Origin of the sequence: Alkalispirillum mobile (genome assembly GCF_003664325.1) — a bacterium.
In the GTDB taxonomy this organism is placed as follows: Bacteria; Pseudomonadota; Gammaproteobacteria; order Nitrococcales; family Halorhodospiraceae; genus Alkalilimnicola; species Alkalilimnicola mobilis.
The window spans coordinates 794,199-819,007 of the sequence record NZ_RCDA01000001.1 but is presented as its reverse complement, the minus strand read 5'-3'; the positions used below and the strand labels follow the sequence as shown (position 1 = coordinate 819,007).

24 protein-coding genes are annotated in these 24,809 nt (G+C 66.2%); 15 read left to right on the top strand and 9 right to left on the bottom strand.

Going from position 1 to position 24,809, the window contains the following annotated elements; translation table 11 throughout:
• Positions 1-34: 34 nt before the first annotated feature.
• The 3 genes from DFR31_RS03850 to DFR31_RS03840 are packed head-to-tail and all read right to left on the bottom strand — an operon-like array spanning position 35 to position 5,268.
• On the bottom strand, positions 35-2,224 hold the full coding sequence (locus tag DFR31_RS03850; protein WP_121441323.1) for a 3'-5' exonuclease: 2,190 nt from the start codon (positions 2,222-2,224) through the stop codon (positions 35-37).
• Between the two features lie 15 nt (positions 2,225-2,239).
• Entirely contained in the window at positions 2,240-3,385 is a 1,146-nt protein-coding gene (locus DFR31_RS03845; RefSeq protein ID WP_121441322.1) for a DUF294 nucleotidyltransferase-like domain-containing protein, read from the bottom strand.
• A gap of 14 nt (positions 3,386-3,399) precedes the next feature.
• Positions 3,400-5,268, bottom strand: coding sequence for a putative nucleotidyltransferase substrate binding domain-containing protein (locus tag DFR31_RS03840; protein WP_121441321.1), 1,869 nt, complete (start codon positions 5,266-5,268; stop codon positions 3,400-3,402).
• Positions 5,269-5,675: 407 nt separating this feature from the next.
• On the opposite strand from DFR31_RS03840, the gene DFR31_RS03835 reads away from it, so the two are divergent.
• The 3 genes from DFR31_RS03835 (at position 5,676) to DFR31_RS03825 (ending at position 8,730) form a co-directional block, all read left to right on the top strand.
• Entirely contained in the window at positions 5,676-7,853 is a 2,178-nt protein-coding gene (locus DFR31_RS03835; RefSeq protein ID WP_121441320.1) for a sodium:solute symporter family protein, read from the top strand.
• Between the two features lie 63 nt (positions 7,854-7,916).
• Positions 7,917-8,156 carry a hypothetical protein gene (locus DFR31_RS03830; RefSeq protein WP_121441319.1) on the top strand — a complete coding sequence of 80 codons (240 nt, stop codon included), beginning with the start codon at positions 7,917-7,919 and terminating at the stop codon, positions 8,154-8,156.
• Entirely contained in the window at positions 8,149-8,730 is a 582-nt protein-coding gene (locus DFR31_RS03825) for a tetratricopeptide repeat protein (protein WP_121441318.1), read from the top strand. Before DFR31_RS03830 ends, DFR31_RS03825 begins: the two co-directional genes overlap by 8 nt.
• 33 nt (positions 8,731-8,763) lie before the next feature.
• Here DFR31_RS03825 and DFR31_RS03820 read toward each other — a convergent pair whose 3' ends face one another.
• The gene (locus tag DFR31_RS03820; RefSeq protein WP_121441317.1) at positions 8,764-8,946 is read right to left on the bottom strand and encodes a hypothetical protein; all 183 of its coding nucleotides are present in this window, start codon (positions 8,944-8,946) and stop codon (positions 8,764-8,766) included.
• A 331-nt stretch (positions 8,947-9,277) separates the two neighbouring features.
• On the opposite strand from DFR31_RS03820, the gene DFR31_RS03815 reads away from it, so the two are divergent.
• Entirely contained in the window at positions 9,278-10,021 is a 744-nt protein-coding gene (locus tag DFR31_RS03815) for a S24 family peptidase (RefSeq protein WP_121441316.1), read from the top strand.
• 31 nt (positions 10,022-10,052) lie between these two features.
• On the opposite strand, the gene DFR31_RS03810 is transcribed toward DFR31_RS03815, so the two are convergent.
• Positions 10,053-10,934 carry a LysR family transcriptional regulator gene (locus tag DFR31_RS03810; protein WP_121441315.1) on the bottom strand — a complete coding sequence of 294 codons (882 nt, stop codon included), beginning with the start codon at positions 10,932-10,934 and terminating at the stop codon, positions 10,053-10,055.
• Positions 10,935-11,025: 91 nt separating this feature from the next.
• Here DFR31_RS03810 and DFR31_RS03805 point away from each other — a divergent pair, with 91 nt between their 5' ends.
• The 4 genes from DFR31_RS03805 to minE all read left to right on the top strand — a co-directional run bounded on the left by DFR31_RS03805 (position 11,026) and on the right by minE (position 14,036).
• Positions 11,026-11,985, top strand: a complete 960-nt coding sequence (locus DFR31_RS03805) for a cation diffusion facilitator family transporter (RefSeq protein WP_121441314.1) — start codon at positions 11,026-11,028, stop codon at positions 11,983-11,985.
• 195 nt (positions 11,986-12,180) lie between these two features.
• On the top strand, positions 12,181-12,912 hold the full coding sequence (gene minC, locus DFR31_RS03800) for a septum site-determining protein MinC (RefSeq protein WP_121441313.1): 732 nt from the start codon (positions 12,181-12,183) through the stop codon (positions 12,910-12,912).
• A gap of 33 nt (positions 12,913-12,945) precedes the next feature.
• Positions 12,946-13,755: a septum site-determining protein MinD gene (minD, locus tag DFR31_RS03795; RefSeq protein WP_121441312.1), complete on the top strand. Its 810-nt coding sequence runs from the start codon at positions 12,946-12,948 to the stop codon at positions 13,753-13,755.
• Positions 13,756-13,757: 2 nt separating this feature from the next.
• Positions 13,758-14,036, top strand: coding sequence for a cell division topological specificity factor MinE (gene minE / locus DFR31_RS03790; protein WP_121441311.1), 279 nt, complete (start codon positions 13,758-13,760; stop codon positions 14,034-14,036).
• A 96-nt stretch (positions 14,037-14,132) separates the two neighbouring features.
• Here minE and DFR31_RS03785 read toward each other — a convergent pair whose 3' ends face one another.
• Together DFR31_RS03785 and gloB are read right to left on the bottom strand one after the other, a co-directional pair.
• A complete protein-coding gene (locus DFR31_RS03785; RefSeq protein WP_121441310.1) occupies positions 14,133-15,737 on the bottom strand; it encodes a lytic transglycosylase in 1,605 nt (534 codons plus the stop codon).
• A 59-nt stretch (positions 15,738-15,796) separates the two neighbouring features.
• Entirely contained in the window at positions 15,797-16,567 is a 771-nt protein-coding gene (gene gloB / locus DFR31_RS03780; protein WP_121441309.1) for a hydroxyacylglutathione hydrolase, read from the bottom strand.
• A gap of 151 nt (positions 16,568-16,718) precedes the next feature.
• On the opposite strand from gloB, the gene DFR31_RS03775 reads away from it, so the two are divergent.
• The 6 genes from DFR31_RS03775 (at position 16,719) to pdxH (ending at position 21,502) form a co-directional block, all read left to right on the top strand.
• Entirely contained in the window at positions 16,719-17,489 is a 771-nt protein-coding gene (locus DFR31_RS03775; RefSeq protein ID WP_121441308.1) for a methyltransferase domain-containing protein, read from the top strand.
• Positions 17,467-17,931, top strand: a complete 465-nt coding sequence (gene rnhA, locus DFR31_RS03770) for a ribonuclease HI (RefSeq protein ID WP_121441307.1) — start codon at positions 17,467-17,469, stop codon at positions 17,929-17,931. Before DFR31_RS03775 ends, rnhA begins: the two co-directional genes overlap by 23 nt.
• Entirely contained in the window at positions 17,928-18,659 is a 732-nt protein-coding gene (gene dnaQ / locus DFR31_RS03765) for a DNA polymerase III subunit epsilon (protein ID WP_121441306.1), read from the top strand. The genes rnhA and dnaQ overlap by 4 nt, the downstream gene beginning before the upstream one ends.
• Positions 18,652-19,353, top strand: coding sequence for an HAD family hydrolase (locus DFR31_RS03760; protein WP_121441305.1), 702 nt, complete (start codon positions 18,652-18,654; stop codon positions 19,351-19,353). Before dnaQ ends, DFR31_RS03760 begins: the two co-directional genes overlap by 8 nt.
• An 82-nt stretch (positions 19,354-19,435) precedes the next feature.
• The gene (locus DFR31_RS03755) at positions 19,436-20,848 is read left to right on the top strand and encodes an NfeD family protein (RefSeq protein ID WP_121441304.1); all 1,413 of its coding nucleotides are present in this window, start codon (positions 19,436-19,438) and stop codon (positions 20,846-20,848) included.
• A gap of 63 nt (positions 20,849-20,911) precedes the next feature.
• The gene (pdxH, locus tag DFR31_RS03750) at positions 20,912-21,502 is read left to right on the top strand and encodes a pyridoxamine 5'-phosphate oxidase (protein WP_121441303.1); all 591 of its coding nucleotides are present in this window, start codon (positions 20,912-20,914) and stop codon (positions 21,500-21,502) included.
• On the opposite strand, the gene DFR31_RS03745 is transcribed toward pdxH, so the two are convergent.
• Positions 21,492-22,712 carry a hypothetical protein gene (locus DFR31_RS03745; RefSeq protein ID WP_121441302.1) on the bottom strand — a complete coding sequence of 407 codons (1,221 nt, stop codon included), beginning with the start codon at positions 22,710-22,712 and terminating at the stop codon, positions 21,492-21,494. The two genes, pdxH and DFR31_RS03745, sit on opposite strands and share 11 nt — an antisense overlap.
• Positions 22,713-23,073: 361 nt before the next feature.
• On the opposite strand from DFR31_RS03745, the gene DFR31_RS03740 reads away from it, so the two are divergent.
• Complete coding sequence (locus tag DFR31_RS03740) at positions 23,074-23,391, top strand: H-NS histone family protein (protein ID WP_121441301.1); 318 nt, start codon at positions 23,074-23,076, stop codon at positions 23,389-23,391.
• A 72-nt stretch (positions 23,392-23,463) separates the two neighbouring features.
• Here DFR31_RS03740 and DFR31_RS03735 read toward each other — a convergent pair whose 3' ends face one another.
• Positions 23,464-24,807: a nicotinate phosphoribosyltransferase gene (locus DFR31_RS03735; protein ID WP_121441300.1), complete on the bottom strand. Its 1,344-nt coding sequence runs from the start codon at positions 24,805-24,807 to the stop codon at positions 23,464-23,466.
• Between the last annotated feature and the right edge of the window lie 2 nt (positions 24,808-24,809).

Below are 24,809 nucleotides of genomic sequence, written 5' to 3'. Positions count from 1 at the left end.
TCACCGCCCCGCACCGGCGCCTCCCCCCTCTTCATCAGAACTGCGCCTGTTGCCGGCGCACCTCCACCATCCGCTCCGATGCCGCCACCGCATCCCGCAGCGTGTGAACCCCGCGTTCGCGCAGCAGCGGTAACAGGCGGGCGAGCACCCGCGCCGTGACCAGGGCATCCCCCCAGGCGGTATGCTGCGCAGTCACCTCCACCCCGAGTCGGGCGGCGATGGCCTCCAGAGTGTGGTCCGCGGTGTGGTCGTGGAGAAAGACGGAGAGCAACAGCGTGTCCAGCACCGGGTTGTCGAAGCGCACGCCGCAGCGCTGCTCCTTCAGCCGGATGAACTTCATATCGAAGGCGGCGTTGTGGGCCACCAGTACGGAGTCGCCGACGAAGGTGTGGAATCGCGGCAGTACGGCTTCGATGCGGGGCTTGTCCGCGACCGTCGTATCGTGAATGCCGTGGAACAGGATGGAGCTACGGGGGATGGTCCGGCCCGGGTTGACCAGTTGCTCGAATCGTTCGCCGTCGAGAATACGGCCGTTGACCATGCGTACCCCGGCGATGGAGACGATCTCGTCCCCCTCCGCCGGTGACAGGCCGGTGGTCTCGGTGTCGAACACGACATAGGCCAACGCGTCCAGGGGGCGGTCGAGCAGGGCAACCTGGTCCCCCGCCTGCTCGGCGAGGGAGAAGTCGTAGAACTCCGGTCGCGGGGGGAGCCGCTCCCCGGGCGGGTTCCACTGGCGACTGGACGCGGGCAGGGGGAGGCGCAGGCAGGCCCGGCCGGGCAGCTGGCCAACCCGTTGGCTCCAGGCCAGGCTGTTGTGCCGCTCCAACACGGCGCGGGCGGTCAATTCCCCGGTGGCCTCCGGCAACGGCGCCTCGAGCCATTGCTCCAGGATAGGGCCGGGCAGCGGATCGCCCGCCCAGGAGATATCCAGGTAGACCCGGCGGTTGCCCATCAGGGCTTCGATGCGCACGGCCTGGACGCCGTGGTCCCGCCTCAGGTGGCGCAACAGGTGGGTGAGCACCAGGCCGATGGCATGGCCCTCCGCGTGCAGCCACAGCGGCAGCCCGGCCAGTGTCACCCGGGGCAGGGTGTCGTGGTGGCGCAGCAGCACGCTGTCCACCAGGTCGTCGCTGCTGATATCGGCCATGGTCCAGGGGGCGGAGACGTGCGCCTGGGCGGCCTCCGCCATCCGCTCGAAACGTTGTACCAGCACGCGGCTCTCCTTGGCCACGATGTCAATGAACCGGCGGCGGGAGTCGTCGTCGATCTGCGGGTACTCGCTCAGCAGTTCCGCCGCCACCGACGCGGCGGCCAGGGGCGAGCGCAGGGCCTCCACGGCGCTGCGCACGGCCTGGTCGCGGCGCGCCACCCCTTCGATCCGGTGGGTGATGTCCTCCAGGGTGATGACGAAGGCCGAGCGCAGCGGACCGTGGGTGGGCAGCAGGCTCATCTGGCAGCGGAGCAGGGCGCCATCATCGACGGTGGTGCAGACGAACTCCACGCCATCGTCAGCCACCGGGTCGCTCTCCTCCTGGCCCAGTCGGTGTTGCAGCAGTTGCCGGGGGTGCTCAATGGCGGCGGGGTTCAACAGTTCATGAATGGAGCGGCCAAGCCCCAGCGCGTCACTGTGGAGCAGCTCACCCGCGGCGGGGTTGTAGAGCAGGATCCGCCCGTCCGCATCACAGACCACGACGCCCTGGCGGATGGCGCGCAGCACCACCTCCAGTCGCGCCTTCTGGGCCTCGGCCTGCTCGGCGGCCGCTGCCGCTGCCGCCTCCACCTCACGGCGCCGGACCTGCAACTGGCGGGCGAGGTTGCGCAGTGTCCCGGGCAACTCCCCGAGCAGGTGCACCGACGGTAGCTGAAGCCGGTGATCGGGGTTGGTGTAGGCCAGTATGGCGGCATCCCGGGCCAGCGCGGAGAGGGAGCGCAGCACGGTGGCATCCAGCAACAGCCAGATGGCCGTGATCGCCGCCAACAGGAGCAGTCCCGCAGCGCCGAAGGCGACCACCAGGGGTGTTGGGTCGGCGTCGGTGGGCAGCGCGGAGAGGGAGAGATAGGCGAGACCGAGCAACAGCGCTGTCAGCAGAACGGCCAGCCCCATTGCCGGCGCCCAGAACAGCAGTCGGCGGCTGGTGTGGCCGGTGGGCGTGGCGTGCCGGCCGAGCAGACCCCGGCTGATCCGCTCCACCCAGTGTTCACTATGATCAGAGACAGACATGGTCTTCGTGCCTCCTCAGAAGATCTGTCCGGTGATGTCATTGCGCGCCTGGTCGCGCAAGCGGCGAATTCGCTTCAGGGCCTGTTTCAAGGCGTGCCGCTCCCCCGTCGGCAGGGCCTTCGGGTCGAGGAAATAGTCCGCTGTCTGCCCTTCCTGCAGCTGCCGGAGCTGGTGACGCAGGACTTGGTCCGCCAGGGTGTCCATGGCCGTCTGCAGGGCTTGGTGGTCGGCTTCGGTGAGGGCGTCCCGGCGGTGGAGGCCCCGTAAGCGCCCCCGGGTGCTGAGTGCGGGGACACGGTGGTAAAGGGCCAACTGCCGTGTGGCGGTGATGAAGGGCAGCAGGGCGGTGTGCTTGAGGTTGATGCACCCCTGGTGGGGATCGGACCGGTCCATGGTGACCAGACGGTTGAACCACCCCAGTCCGACACCGCGGTCGGTATGGGCCGTAACCATGGCCTTCAGGAACGCCGGTGTGGTCAGTTGCCGGTTCAGCGCGGCGCGCAGGGCGCGGGCCAGTGCCGGGGGGCCGAACAGCGGGCGGCAGTCCAGTAGTACATCGGCGAGGCAGAGACTGACCGAGTCAGCCCGCCGCGCCCAGGTGCTGACCTGCTGCCTCCACTGCTCTAGCGTCTTGCGCCAGAGCGGGTTGGTGCACATGACCTCGCCGGTATCACGGGGGAAGCCGGCGGCTGCCAGGCGATCGACCAGGTCGTTGCTGTAGTCGCGGAACCAGGTATCGACGGCGTCGTGATCCCGGTCGGGATAGTCCGCCAGGACCAGGCCGTGATCCTGGTCCGGTCCCAGGAAGTGCTCGTCACGGGCGCTTGATCCCATCATCAGCAGGCAGAAGCGCACCGGTGGCGGACCGGCGCCGCGGCGCATCGCCACCGCCACCGCCTGCCGGGCGAGCCGGCGGATGACCGTATTGTTCAGGGTGGTAAGCCGGCGCTGTATACGACCCGCGGGCAGGCCCCGGGCCTGGAGCCGTTCCACCAGATGCACCTGTGCCGCGGCAACCCGGGCCGGACCCCCACCCGTCCGTGGCCCGCGTGCCGCCTCCAGGCGCGCTGCGATCAGCTGGCGCTCGGGGGCCGGGGCGGGGGCTGGGCGGTGGCCGCAAAGGTGGTGTCCGTTCCGGAGGGGCAGGGTGGTGCCAGGCATCAGTGAGCACTCCGCTAAAGGCCGAAGACGCCTTGCACCCGGTCCTGGAACCGGCGAATGGCGCGCAGGCTGGTGACCAGCGCCTGGCGCTGCATCTCGTCCAGCCTGTCCGGGGCGATGTACTTGTCCGGGCGCCGGCCCTCGCCCCACTGCCGGAGCTGGTGGTCCAGCAGCAGGCCCAGCAGGGCCTCCTGGGCGGCCACCAACGAATCCACCTTGTCCGGCGTGAGCACGCCGTGGTGGCGCAGGGCCTGCAAGCGGGCCAGGGTGCCGGTCGCCCGCACCTGGTGGCCAAGGGCGTAAATGCGGCAGCCATTGGCCAGGATGCGCATGCCGTTACGTTTGATATCGACCCGACCCCGCGCCTCTTCGCGTTCGGAGGTGACCAACCGGTTGAACAGCCCGAGCGCCGGTGAGCCCTCGGCGTCGTCGGCGGCCATGAACCGCAGCAGCTTTCGGTGCTGCGCAACGGCCTCCAGGACCGCCCGCCAGAGCGCATCCACCAGGCCGGCATCGCCCTGCAGCAGTTCAAAGTCCAGAAAGATATTGGCCCAGCGGGCCCGGTCTCCGTTCGGGTGTCGGGTCGCCGTCATGACCCATTGCCGCCACTCACCCAGTTGACGGTGCCATACCGGCGTGCGGGCCATGATGTCGCCCTGGCACCAGTCGTAGCCCAAGGCGTCCAGCCGGTGATTCAGGCGATCGGCGAAGGTGTCGAACCAACGTTGCTCGCGGTCGTCGAGGGGGCTCGGCTCCGTCTCGCCAGGCCGGTTATCGGCGATGATCAGGGCATTGTCCTGGTCCGGATTGAGCAGCGACTCCCGCCGGGCCAGGGAGCCCATGATTAGCAGTGCATAGCGCCGGGGCGGGGGGCCAAGACCTTCCGATGCCAACTCCGTGAGGAGCATCTCGACGCAGCGTCGCTGGAGCTGTATGTGGAATTCACTGAGCTGGGTGACTGCCCGGCTGGCTTCGCGGTTGGCCTCACGCGCCTGGCGGGCGACGGTGGGTAACTCGGCGGCCAGGGCCTGCAGGTCGGTCAGAGTGACCGCACGGGCCACCCGGTCCCGCAACAGGGTCTGGTGGGCGCGAATGGTCTCGATGATGTTGCTCTGCGAGAGCATGCCCAGCGGTTGGTCGTTTTCGGCCACCACCAGGTACTTCAGCGCCTCCCGGGCCTGGATCTCCTCCGCCTGCCAAAGTGCTGCATCCGGCGGGATGCGCCGGGCCGGCATGGCGGCGGTGGACAGCTGCGCATCCGGGCTCTGCCGTTCGATGAGCACGCTCTGGGCAAGGGATTTGATGGTGGCCAGCCCGATCAGCCGGTCCTGTGCATCCACCACCCCCAGGCTACCGATGCCGCGGGCGGCCATGAGCTGGTACGCCTCTGTCAGACGGGCGCTAGCCGGCAGGCTGACGAGGGGCGCGGTCATGGCCCAGCGGACGGGCTGCGAAAGGGCACCCACTGCGCCCGTGCGCCACTGGGTGGTCCCGGCGCGGATGCGGTCGGCAATGATGTGACTCAAGGCGTCGGCGAGAGCAGGGTGCTCCCGCTCCAGGCGCCGGACAGCACTGAACGGCACTTCGATGAGGTGGCAGGGGCCCGTCGCCCGGGCAGTCAGCGAGTAGGGCTCGTCGTCGAAGTAGCTAGACAGACCGAGCAGCGCCACGGCTTCGTACAGGGTGCTGGTCCCGTCCGTACCGGTCAGGGTGACGCGGCCGTCGTAGACGATGTACAGGATGTTCTGATCCGGCTCCCCGACACGAAAGATGATCTCGCCATCCTCCAGGCGGTGCTCTGTGCCGTGGGCCAACAAGGCGCTCAGGGCCTCGTTGCCTACGGCACCGAAGGCCTCTGCCGAGGCCAGGCGTTCAATCTCCATGTGCTGTCAGTCCTCTGCATCCGCTTGTGGATCGGGATCCATTGTGGCGTGCCGTCAAAGATAGCCGCTTTTGCCAGGAATGTTGACTGGCAAAAAAGTGCCTGAAGTGCCGTCTAGAAATGGCTCGTTTTTTATTCCGTCGCCAATAAAAAGGGAGGAACGCAGGCGGTTTTTCTCTTTTTTGAGAGCGGCGGGAAAGTTTTTTTGGGCGCGTGTGAAAAAAGTGAAAGTTTGTCGCTGAAAAGTGGAAAAATACTTCAAAAACAGCAGATTGGAAAACGATATCCGCTGGACTAGAATCCGGATCAGAGTGGTCTCGAGCCGATTTAATTGCTTCTCGTTGTAATGCCGGGTCGGTGCTGCTCTGCAATATAAATAAGTTGAATATGTGATGGAGGGGAGAAATAATGGAACCCAAGGCCATATGGCTTTTGGTTTTCGTCGGCCTCTATTGGGGCTACTGTATTTTCTGGGGCATCAAGGGTGCCCTGGCGACGAAAACCGCCAGTGACTATTTTATTTCCGGGCGGTCGGTGCCCATGTGGGTATTCATACTCGCAGCTACCGCCACATCGTGGTCCGGCTGGACCTTTGTCGGTCACCCCGGTCTGCTCTACATGACCGGGTTGCAGTACGGTTATATCGGGCTGTACGCCATCGGTATCCCCATCTCGGGTATGTTGTTCCTAAAGCGGCAGTGGATGATCGGGCGCCGCTGGGGGTTCGTGACACCGGGTGAGATGTACAGCGCCTACTTCCGCAGCAATGCCATTATCTGGCTGGTGGTGATCGTTGCCACCATCTTCGCGATCCCCTATCTGGGTATCCAACTGCGGGCCTCCGGGTTCCTGTTCAACATCCTGACGGACGGTGCGCTGGGCACCAACGTGGGGATGTGGGCCCTCTCCGCGATCGTCCTGTTCTACGTGGCGTCGGGCGGCTTGCGAGCCGTGGCCTACGTGGATGCCATGCAGTGCATCCTGCTGCTGTTCGGCATGACCGCGATCAGCTTTGTGGCCATCAACTACATGGGTTCCATCGGGGATCTGTCCCGCGCCATCGCTGCGGCGAGCCAGTGGGATCTGGTCACCGGCGGTCAGGAAGCCGGCCGGCCCGGCCTCACACCGGCCGGACACAGTGGCTACGTGGCGACACCCGGGGTGATCCAGTGGGTCAGCAACGTCGGGGATGCCACCGGTGGTGCCTGGACCTCGGTGATGGTGCTCAGCTACATGATGAGCATGGCCGGCATCATGGCCTCGCCGTCCTTCACCATGTGGGCCTTCTCCAACAAGGACCCGCGGCCCTTCGCCCCGCAGCAGACCTGGGCTTCTGCGCTGATCTCCGGTGCGGTGATCGTGGTGTTGCTGGCGGTGCAGGCCATGGCCGGTCACGGCCTGGGCGCCAACACGGACCTGGCCCGCGATGTCCACAACCCGGCCTATGAGGAGACCCTGGGGGAGTACCGGGATCTGTACGACACCCGGGAGGACGTGGTGCTGCAGCGTGGCCTGATCGCGACCTTCAACCCCGAGTTGAGCCGCGACGAGGTCAACCAGATGATCGACGATGGTCTGGACGCCTTGCGTGCCGGGGAGGATCCGCGTGAAGCCTCTGGCTGGGTGGACCTGCGCCGCGAGGGCGGTGGTGACACCGGTCTGGTGCCGCAGCTGATGGGTCTGCTGGAGGGGGTTGCCCCCTGGTTTGTGGGTCTGCTGGCGGTCTGTGCGCTGGGCGCGTTCCAGTCCACGGGTGCGGCCTACATGTCCACCACGTCCGGGATCTATACCCGCGATGTGCTCCGACGGTTCATCAACCCCAATGTCAGCCACAATGTCCAGAAGCAGGTGGGTCGTATCGTGGTGACCATCCTGGTGTTCGCGGCGTTGCTCGTGGCGACCTTCACCACGGATGCCCTGGTGTTGCTGGGCGGTACCGCGGTAGCCCTGGGTCTGCAGATGTGGGTGCCGCTGATCGCGGTCTGCTACTGGTCGTGGCTGACCCGGCAGGGTGTGGTGGCCGGCCTGATCGTCGGTATCCTGGCCGTGCTGTTCACCGACAACATGGGCCTGGCACTGGCGAGCACGCTGGGGCTGGATCTGCCCTGGGGCCGTTGGCCGCTCACCATCCACTCCGGTGGTTGGGGGATCGTGCTGAACATGGGTGTGGCCATCGCGGTGTCCGCGTTCACCCAGGATGCCCGCGAGACGGAACACAAGGAGACGTTCCACAAGTGGCTGCGGGAGCATGCCGGGGTGCCGCAGGACAAGCGGCGGCTGATCCCGGTGGCCTGGGGCATCGTGGCGGTTTACTACATCTTCGCCATTGGCCCGGGCAACATCATCGGGACCTACCTGTTCGGTAACCCGAGTGATCCGTCGACCTGGTGGGTGTTCGGCTTCCCGTCCATCTACGCCTACCAGATTCTTTGCTGGCTGTTCGGCGTGTTCATGATGTGGTTCCTCTGCTACAAGATGGAAATGAGCACCGTGCCGAAGAAGGAGATCGAGATCCTCTACGACGAGGACGCGGCCACCACGGATGCGGATGCGGGTGAGCCCGAGCCGGAACCGGCCAGGAGCTAACCGGTGAGGGACACGGCGGGTCGGCCTTGGCCGGCCCGCCGTTCTGCTTCGAGGAGGGTGTCGATGACGCCATTTACGTTTGCAATGTACGTTATCGCTTTTGCAATTCTTTTGTCTTTTCCCGTGCGGCACCTGATTTTCAATTTCAGCGTGCGCCGATTGCAGATACGGGTGCAACGGGAACTGTCTGATGAGGAGTTGGCGGGCCAGAAAAGGCGCGCCTGGGTGTTGGCCACCTTTATCAGCATCGCATTTTCCTTCATTTTCAGTCTGAATATCGTGGGTATGCCGACCTATGGATGAACTCAGCAGCCGAATCCTGACCCGAATTGCCGTGGCCGTGATGGTGCTATCCACCGGCTGGATTATTTTCGAGGCCCTGCGCACAGACCCGGCGCCAGGCGAGGTGGCCCATAAAGCGGCGGACCGTGCCTTTGCCGATGGCAACTATGAGCGGGCCCTGCGCAACTACCGCGACTCCCTGCAGGCGGACCCCGAGCGCACCGATGCCATCCGGGGGAAGGCCCGCGCCCTGCTCCAGAAGGGGCGTCATGAGGAGGCCATTAGCTGGTTTGATCAGGCCATTGAACAGCAGCCCGAGTTTGCCGGGACCTACGCCAACCGCGGGATCGCCTACGACCGAATGGGGCTGTTTGAGGAGGCGCTGGCGGACTATGAGGTTGCAATGCACCTGGATGACGCGGTGGCGGAAGGACCGGGCTTGATCACCCGCCTGTTGCACATGAATGAGCCTCCGCCAACGGTGGCGGACCGCGCCGATTACCTGCGGGCGCAGCTGGCACTGCCGGAGGAGGAGCGCATGCTGAGCATGCCGGAAGAGGATAAAGCGCAGCGGACTTACCGGCAGCGGCCCTGATCCGGCGGCGGGCCGCCGCCGGTCCGGTGGGTATCAGCCGGATGTGGGCACACCCGGGATCGGGAGTTCCATGATGTCCACCAGCAGGAAGCGGAGGCAGAACATCAGGGCAATGCACCCGAACAGCAGGTGCACAGGGGGGTGTTCACCGTTCTTGTCGCGATAGGTGAGTCCGTGCCAGGCAACCAGGCCGGTGACGATAACGTAGATCCACATGGCTCGACTCGCTCCTGAGTGTGAGTCTTTTGTTTTTTGTTGGAAATAATGACAAAAAAAGCTGAATTTAATGGGCGCTCAAGGGCCTCTGTTTTGTTCAATAATAAGCGACCAGGCGTCGCAGGGCCAGTCCGTTTTTTCGGGGCTTGTAGTTTTTTATTATATGCCGGTTTAGCGTGCCGGAAAAATGCAAACATTAGTGGTATGGTTACCCTAAGGTAAAGAGGAGAAGCAGCCGGCGCGGTCGACGACCGCGGCGGTGGTGATCAGTGCGTCAGCGGCCCCGGCCGGCAAGCGGCGAGTGCCCTGCGCCAGACTCTGAGGCGTCACTATGCATAAAACACAAGAGCAGCAGCGGCTCGAGGCAGTCATTACAGGGGGAGGGCCCGAGCCGGAGAGCGTGGGTGCAGCGTTTTCCCGCCGTCTGCGCCTGGCGATCGGTGACCAGCCGGTGTTCCGCTTCGCGCAGCGGTGCGGCATCAGCGACAGCCTGATCCGGAAGTATCTAGAGGGCTCGATGCCCGGGCTTGAGAAGTTGATCATGATTGCCCGCGCCGCTGACGTACGGGTCGGTTGGCTCGCTACCGGCGAATTGCCGGTGCGCGAGTGCGGAGAGGCCGCCGGGCTTCGGGTCGCAAATACCCTGCAGGCGCGGTATGCCGGTGAGTTTGCTCTGATTCCCTGGTACGAGGCCCAGTGCGACAGCGCCGCCGACCAGTCCCCGGATGAGCGGATGGCGGAGCGCTTGGCGTTCCGTCGTGATTGGCTGCTGGGGGAGGGACTGGCCCCGGAGGGGCTGGTGCTGGTCTGCGCGGGGGGCGATTCCATGGTGCCCACGGTGGCGGACGGCGACCTGCTTATGGTCGATACCCGGGAGCGGGACCTCGCCGAGGACGCCATTTACGTCCTGCGCCTGGATCACCACGTGGTGGCCAAGCGCCTGCAGGTGGACTGGAAGGGGGGGCTGTGGGTACGGAGTGATAACCCGCAGTACGCGGACCAGCACATAAGCACTGAAGACGCCGCCGAACTCAACATTGTCGGGCGGGTGGTCTGGATGGCGCGCCGCATCTGACGCCGGGGTGCGGGCGCCCCTCCGCGGGGGCTCAGCTGATCCGGCTCAGGTACGCCTCCAGTTCATTGGCCAGCCAGGTCACCACCGGCCCGCCGTGGGCTTGCTCGGACTCCAGCACGCAGAAGGTCTTCCACCATTTTGCGCCGGGGTGCGGGATGGTGCGTAACTGCTCGTGGCGCAGCGCATGGCTGATCAGCGGCAGGGGCAGATCCGCCCACCCCGCGCCCTCGATCACGGCATCCCGGATCAACTCATACTGCGTGAAGGCCAGGTAGTTGTCCGTCTCGGGCGATTCCGGAATCAACCCGTCCTTGTCCAGATAAGCCAGCACGATTTCGGTGTGCCCGACCAGGTCGTCCTGTGTGACTCGGGGCAGGGTCGCCAGCGGGTGGTCGCTGGCCGCCACCGTCAGCATGCGGACATCCGCCAGTTCCCGGAACCATTGGTAGCCCACGCTGAGTATCTGGGGCATCAGGCCGTAGGCCACGTCCACGGCCTGGCGCTCCACCAGGTCGGGCAGCTCCCGGGGCGGGGCCAGGTAGACCGAAACGCTGGTGTGCGGGAATGCGCGTTTCATCCGGCGCAGCAGGTCCCGCCAGGCGGCTTCGGGCAGGGCGTCATCGCGGGCGATGCGCAGGGCGGACTCAGCGCCGCTCATATGGTGTCGGCAACGGGCCTGTATTTGCCCGACCACCTGCTGCAGGCGCTGGCAGTCCGTGACAATGCTGCCACCCACCGGCGTGAGGTGCAGCTGGTTGCCGCTGCGCTCGAACAGCGGCACACCCAGTTCATCCTCCAGCGCGCTGAGCGCGGTGCTCACCGTGGTGCGGCTGCGTCCCAGGGTGCGGGCGGCGCCCGCCACGCTGCCGTGTTCCACCACGGCAAGGAATATCTCGATCTGACTGTCTTTCATGGTGTTAACGCGACGGGAATTCCGTCGCTCAGCGACTCACGCTTGCCAAATGGTGGCCCTAGAATAACCGTCGAATTAACGGGAGGTCATCATGATTTCGTTCTGGGCGAGGGAAAACACGGCGCTGAAACTGTCGGCGGCCATTGCCGGGCTGTTTGCGCTCGGCGGCGTCGGCTGGGGGTTATGGATCAACTCCCTGGTCATCCTGTTCGACGGGGCCTACTCGCTGGTCAGTCTGGTGTTGACGTTGCTCTCGGTTTACGCCGCCCGGGTGGTCCGGAAACCGGCCAACCAGCGCTTCCCGTTTGGGCGGGGAGCCATCGAACCGCTGGTGATCACGGTCAAGGGGTTGACCATCACCCTGATCTGCCTGCTCTCCATGGCGTCGGCGGTGCACGCGCTGTTGACCGGCGGTCGTCTGGTGGAGCCGGGGCTGGCCATGGCCTTTGCGGGTATCAGCGTGCTGGCCTGTGCCCTGGTATGGGGCTACCTGCGCTGGGCGCAACGCCATGTGGGCAGTGGTCTTGTCACGGCCGAGCGCCGTCAGTGGCTGATGGACACCGTGCTGAGTCTGGCCGTGTTGCTCGGTTTTGGGCTGGCAGCCGCACTGGAACGCACCCACTGGGGCGATTACGCGGCCTATGCGGACCCGGCCATGGTGCTGTTGGTGGCGGGTTACTTCATCGTCGTGCCGATGAAAATGACGTCCGAGGCGGTGCGCGAGCTGGTTCTGGCCGCGCCGCCGGCCGAGCTGCAGGCCCGGGTGGCCGAGGCGTTGGCGAAGGCGGATGTGCCGGCCGAGCAGGCGCGCTCCACCAAGATGGGGCCCTATCTCCTTCTGGAGATCCGTCTACCGGCTGATCGCATGCCGGAGATCACTCGCCTGCGGATCCGGCTCTACCGGCTGCTCTCCGGCCTCTCGGTCCGGCCGGTGGTCATCATTCACCCAGAGGCCCGCGGTCCGCGGTGGCGTGATGCCGAACCATTACCGACCCGCCGAGGTGCAGTCTTTCCGGATCGCGCCGCTGGCAGACTGATTTCGCCGCCCTGATTGCATGGCGGGCGGCTGTTGGGCGCATTCCGCCGAATTGGCTTGCTTTACGGGTTGATTGCTCATGCTGCAGCGCGCTATAAAGGGCGCGGCGCTCCGGCCGGGACGGTGGGGGCGCCGCCTTGTTTTCTGAACCCTGCAGGAAGCCATGATCACCAAACGTGAGACCCTATCCCCCGCGAGGGTGGGCATCGCATGAGCGTGGAGGCCACGCGTGTGAGCGCCCTGGAATTCAAAGGGCGGATGATGACCGTCACGGTGCTGCGTCTGTTGACGGCGCAGCAGGCGGATCTGCTGGACAGCCTCGCCGCCCGCGTTGCAGAGGCCCCCGAGTTTTTCCGTGGGCTGCCGGTGTTGCTCGACCCCGAGCCGCTGGGTGAGGCGGTGGCCGGGCTGGACGGCGAGGCACTGTGCCAGGCGCTGCAGGCGCACGGCCTGGTGGTGCTGGGGGTCAAGCCGGCCGGTGACGAGGCCGGTGCCTTCGCCTCGGCCGCGGGCCTGCCGCTGATCGAGGCCAGTGGTCGGGAGCCGGCACCGCGGAAGGCCGAGCCCATGCCTGAGGCGGCCCCGGCCCCCGCCCCCGCGCCGGAGCCGCAACCGACCCGATCGATGCTGATCACGCAGCCGGTGCGCTCCGGCCAGCAGGTCTATGCCCGGGGTGGCGACCTGATCGTGACCTCCATGGTCAGTGCCGGTGCCGAGGTGCTGGCCGACGGCCACATCCACATCTACGGCGCGCTCAAGGGACGCGCCATGGCCGGCGTGCAGGGGGATACCGAGGCGCGCATCTTTTGCGCCCGGTTGGACCCGGAACTGGTCTCCATCGCCGGCCAATACCGCGTCAGCGAGCATATCGGCGATGACGAGCGTGGCAAAAACGTACAGATCTACCTGGAAGGCGACAGCCTGAAGGTGGCCCCGCTGTAAGAGGCGGACCCAACAGATCGAGGAGATAACCCCGTGGCAAAGATCGTCGTAGTGACCTCCGGCAAGGGCGGGGTGGGCAAGACCACCACCAGCGCCGCCATGGCGGCAGGCCTGGCCAAGGCTGGCCACCGGACCGCCGTCATCGATTTCGACGTGGGCCTGCGCAACCTGGACCTGATCATGGGCTGCGAGCGCCGGGTGGTGTATGACTTCGTCAACGTCATCAATGGCGACGCCAACCTGAACCAGGCCCTCATCAAGGACAAGCGCGTGAAGGACCTCTTCATCCTTCCCGCCTCACAAACCCGGGACAAAGACGCGCTGACCCACGATGGCGTGGAAAAGGTGCTGGATGAGCTCTCGCAGCAGTTCGACTACATTATCTGCGACTCGCCGGCCGGCATTGAGCGCGGCGCGCTGATGGCCGCCTACTTTGCCGACGAGGCCATCGTGGTCACCAACCCCGAGGTCTCCAGCGTGCGGGATTCTGACCGGGTGCTCGGCATCCTGGCCAGCAAGACCCGCCGGGCGGAGCAGGGGGGCGAGCCGATCAGCGGTCGGCTGCTGCTTACCCGCTACTCGGCGGAGCGGGTCGAGCGTGGGGACATGCTCTCCGTGGAAGACGTGGGCGAGATCCTGGCGGTGGAGCTGCTGGGGGTCATCCCCGAGTCGCAGGCCGTGCTGAACGCGTCCAATGCCGGCGTGCCGGTCATCCTGGACGACGAGTCGGATGCCGGGCAGGCGTACCAGGACGCGGTGGCCCGCTTCCTGGGCGAGGAGCGCCCGCATCGGTTCCTGACGGTGGAAAAGAAAGGCTTCTTCGGACGCCTGTTCGGGGGGTAAGCATGGGATTCCTCAGCTACTTCCGTTCGCAGAAAAAACGCAGTGCCTCGGTCGCCAAGGAGCGCTTGCAGATCATCGTGGCGCGGGAGCGTTCGCAGACGGCCACAGGGCCGGATTACCTGCCGATGATGAAGGAGGAACTGCTGGACGTGATCCGCAAGTATGTTCAGGTGGAGCGGGATGCGGTGAACATCCAGCTGGACCGCGAGGGTGATTGCGAGGTGCTGGAGTTGAATATCACGCTGCCGGAGCAGCACAACCCGCATCAGGCGCGGGAGTGATGACAGGCGCACGCTGATGCGTGGGCCTGCTCGCGGCTGAGCCGGGCCCGCGCCCGCCCCTTGCCGGGGCTGGACGCGGCTGACCCCGGGCCGTATTCAGATCCCGGCCGACTGGTTTGTGACGTCTACTTCCAGGGTAAGACTGTCGCCCGGCTGCAGGTATTGCCCCGGTTGGATGTTGTTCCAGCGCTTCACGTCCTGGGTCGAAACGTTGAATTGGCGGGCAATGGTGTAGACGGAGTCGCCGCTGCGCACGGTGTAAGACACCTGTTGCATGCGCTCGCCGGGGCCACCATTCTGATCACCGCCAGAGCCTTCAGTCCAGATCACAAGCCTGTCTCCCGGGCGGAGTGGGTCGCCCGGCGCCATGTCATTCCACCGGGCAAGTTCCTGCACGCCCACCCCGTGCCGACGCGCCAGGTCCCAGAAGGTATCCCCCGACTGGACCTGGTGCTCTTGCTTCTCCCGGCCGTTACGCTCACGCGACTGGTTGGCTGCCCGTCGGTTGTCCGCACTCAGGGCGTAGGCTTCGCTGTCCTCGCTGGCCGTGGGCACGAGCAGGGCCTGTCCTGCGCGAATATTGTCACCAGTGAGGTCGTTTGTCTCCCGGAGCACCGAGGTGGAGGTGCTGTACTGGCTCGCGATCCCGCTGAGCGTGTCACCCCTTTGGACCTCATGACGCTGCCAGCGCACCATCTCGGAAGGGTCCAGCTCGGCCAGTGCGGACTTGAAATCGGCTTTGCTCCGCTTGGGAATCGCCAGCTGGTGGGCCCCGTCCGGAAGTGTGGCCCAGCGGTTGAATCCGGGGTTGTAATGGTAGATTTTTTCTACATCCACGTCGGCCATGTCCGCGGCCAGGGCCAGGTCCAGCTGGTTATCCAGTTCCACGATGGCCAGGTACCGCTCGTTCTCGATGGACGGCAAACGGATCCCGAAGCGGTCCGGTTCGGCGAAGATATCGCGCAGGGCCAGGACCCGCGGCACGTAGGCCCGGGTCTCGGCGGGCAGGCTCAGGTGCCAGAAATCGGTGGGCTCGCCCGCCCGTTCATTGGCGCGCACTGCCCGCTGCACCCGGCCCTCGCCGGCATTGTACGCGGCCAGGGCCAGTAGCCAGTCGCCGTCGAAGAAGTCGTGCAGGTACTCCAGGTAGGTGAGGGCCGCATCGGTGCTGGCGATCACATCGCGGCGCCCGTCGTACCACCAGTTCTGCTCCAGGCCGAATTGCTTGCCGGTAGCGGGCACGAACTGCCAGAGACCAGCCGCCTGCCCGTGGGAATAGGCGAAGGGCTGGAATGCGCTCTCCACCACGGCCACCAATAAGAGGTCGGTGGGCAGGTTCCGTGCCTCCAACTCCGAGACGATGTGATAGAGGTAGGGGCGTGCCCGTTGGCCTATCGCATCAAAGTAGTTCTGCTGGCCGGTAAATCGCCCGCGCTCCTGGTCGATCCGTTCATGGCTTTGCTCCGGGAACTGGAAGCCGGCGCGCAATCGGGCCCAGATGTCGTCCTCGGCGACGGCCTCGGGCGGGGCGTCCTCCAGCTCGTTCGATGGGACCGGCACCACGGCTTGGACCTCGCCAGGGCTCAGTTCGGGGGCACTGGCACTGTCTCCGGTAGGGGCTTCGCGGTCCAGGTTGGCGCAGCCGCTGGCGGTCAGCACCAGCGTCAGGCACAGGGGGGTCATAAGGCGCGTACGGGGCACGGTCAGGGTCCTCGCCACATTGTTTTGGGTTATGGGCTGTCTGGCTGGCGACGTCCCTGTCAGCCTTGATCCTTCCAGCGGCGCAGCGCCGCGAACACCGCCACTGGCTCATCCAGCACGGCGTCAGCCCAGCGCTCGGCGGACGCCCGCAGGGCGGGTTCATGGGCGCGCAGGAAGGGGTTGGTAGCGCGCTCGTCCGCCATCCGGCTGGGAAGCGTCGGGCGATCCTGCTCGCGGGCGGTTTCCACCCTGCGCAGGCGTTCGGCGACGGCGGCGTTGTCTGGGTCCGCCTTCAGGGCAAAGCGCAGGTTCGCCAGGGTGTACTCATGGCCGGCGTAAACCAGCGTGTCGTCCGGGAGTTCCGAAAGCTTTTTCAGACTGCTGAACATCTGTTCCGGCGTGCCTTCGAAGATGCGGCCGCAGCCACCGGCAAACAGGGTGTCGCCGGCGAAGACCAGGCCGTCACCCACCAGGGCGATATGCCCCGCGGTGTGGCCGGGGACCTCCAGCACCTGCAGGGCCATGCCCACCCCGGGGACGTCGAAGCGCTCGCCCTCGCGCAGGGCGTGGGTGCGCCCCGGGATAGATTCATCCGCGGGACCGTAAACGGGTACCCCGTGACTGCCGGCCAGGGCCTGAACCCCGCCGGTGTGGTCGTGGTGGTGGTGGGTGATCAGAATGGCGGTGAGCTCCAGCCCGGCAGCCTCCAGTGCTGCCTCCACCGGCTCGGCATCGCCCGGATCGACCACGGCGGCCACCCGGCGGTCTCTGTCCACCGCCAGCCAGATGTAATTGTCGCTAAACGCGGGTACGGCTACGATTTCGATCATCTCGGCATCGTAAACGCTTTTTCCCCGGCGTTCAAAATCTTGGCGACACCGTGCCGCACCATCAACCGACCTTTGGGCTGCCGGGGATGAGGCGGGGAGGGCAAGCCGGTATGCTGTCTGGACAGGGCGGCGTGCGTGGCCGGTCCCTTGAATGATGCCGTCCAGTCGGGAGGTGCAGGCCTTGGATTCGCTGCTGCAATGGTTCCAGACCCCGGCGGGGCGTGACCTGGCCCGAATAGAGCAGCAGGCGGTCAGTGACTGCCTGCACCAGCGGCTGATGACCGACCCGTGCGCGTTCGTGGTCCGGGTCGGCGGCAGCTGGTTGGGCGACAAGGTGCTGAGGCAGGCGCCCACGGCCCGCTGTTGGGCGCTGGACTGGGAGGCGGTCGCGGGCAGTGATGCGCTTACCGGGCTGGAACTGCTGCCCCTGCGAAAGCGGAGCGTGGATTTGCTGGTCCTGGCTCACGCCCTGGATTGCAGTACCGACCCCGACTCACTGCTGCGTGAGGCGGCGGAGGTGTTGGCGCCGGAAGGCGATCTGCTGGTGATCGGCTTCAACGCCTGGAGCACCTGGGGGTTGCGGCACCTGCGCGGCGGGCCGGTCAGCCGCTGGCGGCAGTTGCCGGGGGCGGCGGGGATGGCGCTGGCGGTGGAGCGCCACGGGCTGGAACGCCGCCACCAAGCCTACCATTGCCTGCAGTTGCCCTGGCCCAAAGGCACGCCGCGTCCGCAGCCGAACCGCCGCTGGGAGCAGCGCCTGGCCCCCGTGCTGGCGGGCATCCATGTATTGAGGGCGCGCAAGCGGTGCCCGGCCCCGATCAGCATGAAATCACTCTGGCAGTCGCCGGCAGACACTGCGCCCGGGCGGCTGGCCCAACCTACATCGAGAACGAGAGCCCATGTCCAAAACCGAAAAACCTGAAGTCCACGCCTGGACCGACGGCGCGTGCCGCGGCAACCCGGGCCCCGGCGGGTGGGGGGTGCTGCTGCGTTGCCGGGGGCAAGAGCGCACACTGCACGGCGGTGAGCCGCATACCACTAATAACCGGATGGAGCTGACCGCGGCCATCCGCGCCCTGGAGGCCCTGGAACGCCCCTGCGTGGTGCATCTGACCACCGACTCGCAGTACGTGCGAAAGGGCATCAGTGAGTGGATGGCGGGCTGGAAACGCCGGGGCTGGCGCACGGCGGCGAAAAAGCCGGTGCTCAACGAGGACCTGTGGCGTCGGCTGGATACCCTGAACCAGCAGCATGAGGTGCACTGGCACTGGGTGCGCGGTCACAGCGGTCACGAGGAGAATGAACGGGCGGATCAGTTGGCGAACCGCGGAATCGACGAGATGCAGGAGGCGCGGGCCACATGAGGCAGATTGTCCTGGACACCGAGACCACCGGCCTGGAGTGGAGCCAGGGCGACCGGGTCATCGAGATCGGGTGCGTGGAACTGATCGACCGTCGCCCCACGGGCAACAACTTCCACGAGTATCTCAACCCGGACCGTGAAGTGCCCCAGGAGGCGGTGCAGGTGCACGGCATCACCAACGAATTCCTGGTCGACAAGCCGCGTTTTCACGAGGTGGCGGAGCGGTTCGTGGAGTATATCCGGGGCAGCGAACTGGTCATCCACAACGCGGCGTTTGACGTTGGGTTTCTCGACTACGAGCTGAGTCGCCTGGGCAAGGGTTGGGGTCGGGTCGACGATTTCGCGTCGGTGCTCGACACTCTGCTGGTGGCACGGGAACGCCACCCGGGTCAGCGCAACTCGCTGGATGCGCTGTGCAAGCGCTATGACGTGGACAACACCCAGCGTGAGCTGCACGGGGCGCTGCTGGATGCGCGGATCCTCGCCGACGTCTACCTGGCGATGACCGGCGGGCAGAAGGCCCTGTTTGCACTGGACGACGATGAGGGGCAGGCCAACGACCAGGGGACGGAACGTGGTATCCGCCGTTTGTCAGCGGACCGCCCGGTGCTGGCCGTGGTGCGGCCCGGCGAGCGGGAGTTACAGGCCCACGAGGCGCTGCTGGACCGGATCGACAAGGCATCGGGCGCTGCCCGGTGGCGCCAGCAGGGGGGCGCCGGTGATGCCTGAGCCGGGAGCGATCCGGGCGGTCACCTTCGACCTGGACTTCACCCTCTGGGACTTGGAGCACGTCATCCAGCGGGCAGAGGAGCGCATGCAGCGCTTTCTGGCAGCGCGCTACCCCCGGGTGGCCGAGTGCTACGATGCCGAGGCAATGCGCCAGCTGCGCATGGAGGTCGCCGAGGCGCACCCGGAGCTGCGCATCAACGTGAGCGCCATGCGCCGTGCGTCGCTGCGCCGTATCGCCATGACCTGCGGTTATGGCGAGGATATGGTCGAGGCCGCCTTCGAGGTGTTCATGGAAGGGCGTCACGAGGTGCACCCCTACGACGACGTGGTGCCCGTGCTGGAGCGGTTGCGTCCCCATTACCGGATCGGCGCGGTGAGCAACGGCAATGCCGACGTGCACCGCCTGCAGTTGGGGGCCTATTTCGATTTCAGTGTCTCCGCCATCGAGGTCGGCGCGGCCAAGCCTAGCCGGATCATCTTCGAGGCCGCCTGTCACCGGGCCGGTGTGACGCCTGCAGAGATGGTCCACGTGGGCGATGAGGTCCATAGTGACGTGGTGGGCGCGGTGCGTTACGGCATGGGCGCGGTCTGGCTGAACCGCCGTGGTGAGCCCTGGCCGGACGACCTGGCGCCGCTGCCCTACGTGGAGTTGGCGGACTTGAGCCGGCTGCCGACGGTGCTTGCCCGTTGGTGATAACCGAACACCGGCCGCCCGGGTGATGTCTCACCTTGTACAGAGGCACGTCCAGTGAGCCTGAGGGGTCTTGATTACTGCCATGAAAAAGATTCTCGCCGTCTTTCTGCTCTATCTGGCTTCGGCATTGCCCCTGGGCGCCGGGGCGGACCGTCTGGCCCTCGTGCTGGAGGTGGACGGCCCCATTGGCCCGGCCACCAGCCATTACATTGAGCGCGGCCTCCAGCAGGCCGAGGAGAGGGAGGCCGAGGTGGTCATCCTGCGCATGGATACGCCGGGCGGGCTGGACAGCGCCATGCGCGAGATCATCAAGAACATCCTCGGCTCTCCGGTGCCGGTGGCCACCTGGGTGGGGCCGGAGGGTGCTCGGGCGGCCAGTGCCGGCACCTACATCCTCTACGCCTCGCACGTGGCAGCCATGGCGCCCGCGACCAACCTGGGCGCGGCGACCCCCGTGCAGATCGGTGGGGGCGGCGGTTTGCCCGGCATGGGTGATGATGAAGAAGAGGACGATGCCAACGGGGCGGCCAATGGTGAGGAAGAGGAGGGCGAGGAGCGTCCGGACCGGACTCCCGCCGGCTCCGCCACCGAGCGCAAGGTCTTGGAAGATGCGGTCTCGTACATCCGCGGGCTGGCCGAACTGCGTGACCGCAACGCGGACTGGGCCGAGAAGGCGGTGCGCGAGGCGGCCAGTGCCAGTTCCAGCGAAGCACTGGAGCTGGGCGTGATAGAACACCGGGTGTCTAACCTGGAGTCGCTGCTCGAAGCGATGGACGGGCGCACGGTGCAGACCAGCCGCGGCGACGTGACCCTGGATACCGCCGGCGCCACGCTGGAGGTCATCGAGCCGGACTGGCGCACTCAGCTGCTGTCCGTGCTTACCAACCCGAACGTGGCCTACATGCTGATGCTGATCGGCATTTACGGCATTATCTTCGAATTGATGAACCCGGGGAGCCTGGTGCCGGGCGTGCTGGGTGCCATCTGCCTGTTACTGGCGCTGTTCGCCTTCCAGGCCCTGCCGATCAGCTACGCGGGGATGGCGCTCATTCTGCTCGGGCTCGGCTTTATGGTGGCGGAGGCCTTTGCCCCCAGTTTCGGCATACTCGGTATAGGGGGGGTGATCGCCTTCATATTGGGCTCCATCATGCTGTTCGATACCGACGTGGAGGGCTTCCAGGTCTCCATCGGTATAATCGTCGGCTTCGGTGTCGCCAGCCTGATTGTGGTGCTGGGCATTGCCACCATGGCCCTGAGGGCGTGGCGACGGCCGCGCAAGGGCGGTCGTGACAACATCATCGGGGCCCGTTGCGAGGCGTTCTCCGATTTCGAGGACCACGGCCGGGTGCGGATCCAGGGTGAGCTCTGGAATGCGATCTCCGACGAGCCGGTGCAGGCCGGGCAGCAACTGGTGGTGGTGGACATGGAGGGTCTGACCGTCCGCGTCGCGCCGGCGGAATCCGTGAGCCACCACGAGGGCCTGCAGCACACCTGAATTTGACTCAGCGGCGGGGCAAGTCCCCGCCCGTAACCGCCCCGGGGGCGGAAAGGAAGAGGAATGCAGCTACTGAAAGAGGCGCTGAGCCGCTTTGGGGCGATCTACGGGCGGGCGGCGGAGGCAGCGGATGTGGTCGATCACACCGCGGTCAGCCTGGCTACCTGCGGGGCTACCGGCTGGCCGCAGGTGCGGACGGTGCTGTTGAAGGGGTACGACGAGCTCGGTTTTACCTTTTATACCAACCGCCACAGCCGCAAGGGCAGGGCGTTGGCGGAAAACCCTCGGGCGGCGTTGTGTTTCCACTGGGCGCCGTTGGCCGAGCAGGTGGTCATCGAAGGCGTGGTAACGCCGGTGGCGGAATCGGAGGCGGATGCGTACTGGGCCAGTCGGCCGCGTGAGAGCCAGATCGGCGGTTGGGCCTCGCAGCAATCGGCCGCCCTGGAGACGCGGGAGGTGCTCGAACAGCGGGTCGCGGAGTACGCGGCCCGCTTCCCGGAAGGCGAGCCGGTGCCCCGCCCGCCGCACTGGTCCGGTTACCGGCTGGCACCGGTGCGTATCGAGTTCTGGCGGGCCCGGCCCGGGCGACTCCATGAGCGGGATGTGTACGAACACACCGCCGAGGGCTGGGCCTACCGGTTGCTCAATCCGTAGGCCACTGGCCGCGCAATTGCGCCGGGTTGTCGGCCTCGGTGAGTACCTCACCCGGCCGCAGCAGCTTGAACGGGACGCCCAGGGCGCTGGCCTGGGCCTCCCAGTCCGACTGAATCTGCTGCAGTGCGCCCGGGTGCAACGGGTAGTCGTGGGCCTGGCGTAGCAGGCGGCCGGAGGCGTCGCGCAGCTCCGCCGTGTAGGCGATCGGGCCCAGGTCCGGGATCAGCTGCTCGGTGAGGGTCAGCACGCTGGCGGCCTTCACGTCGCCGTTGCCACCGCTGACGGGCTCCTCGCGCAGACGTTCCCCACCGCGAATCGCCCGCTCCTCCAGCAGGGCCACGCCCTTGTTGGCGCAGGCCCCGGCCAGCGCCGGATCCGCCTGGCAGGGCAGGACCTGCAGCCCGTGAGCGCCCAGACCGGCCATGTACTGGCGCTGCACCCGCAACCACTCCGCGTACCCTTCGATCCCGCTGCCGTGCTCGGTCTGCCAGGTGGCCAGGGTGTGAAAGGGCGTGAGGGCCCGGCCCTGGTCCAGCCAAAAGGCATTGCCGCTGTCCAGCCGGGTTACCTGGCGCCGGTCGCTGTGGAACAGGGCACCCTCCAGCAACGCCCAGAGCTCGGCGAAGCCGTGCTGTTGGAGTTGCAGCCGGAGCATGGCACAGAGGTCATTGAAGGTGGCGTACGCCAGGTTCACGGCCGGCACCTGGAAGTCCTGCTCCATCAACTCGCGGGTGCGCAGGCCGGCGCGGCCTTTTTCCAACAGGTTGGTTTCCAGTCGCTGCTCCAGGTCCGGCATGGACTCAGCCGGTCCGACAAAGACCAACGGGAGGCCCAGCATGGGGCCAGCCCCGGGGCTGCGCTCGGGGGCGATGGTTGCCACCGGCCAATGACCCTCGTGGGCCCCGATGGCCATCAGTTGTGGCTGGAAGGGGCCGCCGCGCAGGCCGCCGCGGTAGAGTTCCATCAGAATCTCCACCATGGGCAGCCCCGGGCGCAGCAACTCGGTGAGGTCGTAAAGGGCGGCCGGGAGGACCAGGCCGTATTCCTGCAGGTCGCCCAATACCCCCTGCAGATCCGCTGCCAATGCCCACGCCAACTCCTCGCCGCGGTCGCGCTCCAGCGGTTGCGGCGGTCGATACCCCTGGGCCACGGCGTCCGGGGCTAATTCCACGGTGAGAACGGCGGCGATGGCGGACAGCTGGCTGGACATGATCAGGGCCTTCTTCTCGGTGGCTCGGAATCTGAGCGGGCAATTCTTGCAGATGCGGGGCTGCCACGTCCACGGGAATGAATGGTCCGCCGGTTTATACGCCAATACCGCGGCCCAAAAGTGGCACGAAAAGCCCCGCTGCGCGTCAAATTGGCGCAGGGCATAGTCAGATTGATAGACGATGAATGATTGTGACAACAGAGCGCCCCATTTGTTGCACCACGTCGCATTAAACGGGGAATAGCGGGAATGGGCCGTAACCGGATTTGTTGCGAAACCCAAAAGGCTGCCATAAAATGCGCGATAACGAAGGATCGTGCCGTTTTTAGAACCGAGACAACTTTTCCCAAGAGGAGATCCAATGGACCTTTCCGGCTACTCGATCAGCGAGCTGAACAAACTCAAAACCGACATCGAACGCGAGGTTCGTCAACGCCGTAAGCAGCAGGCGAAAGAGGCGCAGCGTGAATTGAAGGCGGTGGCCGATAAGTATGGTTTCTCCCTCAACGAACTGGTGGGGAATGCCTCCACGGGTGGCGGTCAGAAGGCCAAGGCCAAGGCCGTTTACCAGCACCCGGAAGACCCCTCCAAGACCTGGTCCGGTCGGGGGCGTCGCCCGCGCTGGATCAACGAGTGGGAGCAGCAGGGGCGCGATATCGACGAATTGCGCGTCAGCTGAGCGGGGTTCGCTCACCGCGTCGCTAATGGGGGCTGCCCGTAATGGGTGGCCCCCAATTGGTTTGGGGCGGGCTCATTCGCTGCAATAACCGGTGATTCGGTCCGCCTCCCGGGCCGCGGCTTTCAGTGCGCGGGTCGGTGTTACCGGCACCGGCGTGGGGTCATGCAGGTCCCGGCACAGGGCTGGCAGGGCCTGGATGCTCTTCCGGGTGCGCTCGCGAATGGTATCCAGGTGTTCCGGCGCCTGCAGCGGCCGGCCGTCGAGCATGACTCGCTCCAGCATCGGCTGCCCGTCGGGTGCCGGCTGCTCGTCTGCCAGGCCCAGCCGGTCTCCGCTGACCCGCCCTTGCGCGTCGTGGCTGCGCCAGAATTGCTTGCGGCCGGCCCAGTGCCCCTTGCCCTCTGAGCGCTTGCGTCGGGGCAGTTCCTCGTAGGCCATCAGCTTGTAGGCGCATTCCAGGAAGGGCTGCTCGGCGGCGGTGTCGATCCGGGTGCCCAGGCCGAAGCCGTCGATGGGGACGCCGGCGGCGACCATCGCCGCCACAGCGTACTCATCCAGATCACCACTGGCCAGGATCAACGTCTCCTGTAAACCGCCCTGGTCGAGGATCCGGCGGACGCGGTGGGCGTGGTCGGCCAGGTCCCCGCTGTCGAGGCGGACCGCCGATGCCTTGAGCCCCTGCTGGGCGAGGGCAACCACCTTGTCTGCACCGGCCTCGGTGTCGTAGGTGTCGATCAGCAGTACGGCCTTGTCGGGATGGGCCTCCAGGAAGGCCTTGAAGGCTTCCATCTCCTCGGCGAACGCCAGAATGTAAGAGTGCGCCATGGTGCCGGTCACCGGGATGCCGTATTCGGCCCCGGCGAGGACTGTGGCCGTGGCGTCGAAGCCGGCCAGGTAGCTGGCCCGGGCGGCGAACATCGCGGCCTCGGCGCCGTGGGCCCGGCGCATACCGAAATCCACCACGCGGCGCCCTTGCGCGGCGTCCACGACCCGCGCTGCCCGAGTGGCAACAAGGGTCTGGAACTGGAGCAGATTCATCAGCCGGCTTTCCACCAGCTGGGCCTCCGGTAGCGGGGCGGTGACCTGGATGATCGGCTCATCCGGGAACACGGCGGTCCCCTCGGGCAGGGCGTGTACCTCGCCGGTAAAACGCCAGTCTGCCAATCGGTCCAGAAAGGCGGGCTTGAAAAGCCCGCTCTGTTCCAGCCATTCAAGCTCGTCCGGCCCGAACCGGGCGTGTTCCAGCCATTCCAGCGCCTGCGCCAGCCCGGCGGCTACCAGGTAGCCGCAATGCGGGGGCAGCTTCCGGGCGTAGAGCTCAAAGGTTGCCGGCGCCACCATGCCGCGCTCGTAGTAGCTCTCCAGCATGGTCAGCTGGTAGAGGTCGGTCAGCAAGGGTGAACGCATGGGGTCCATGG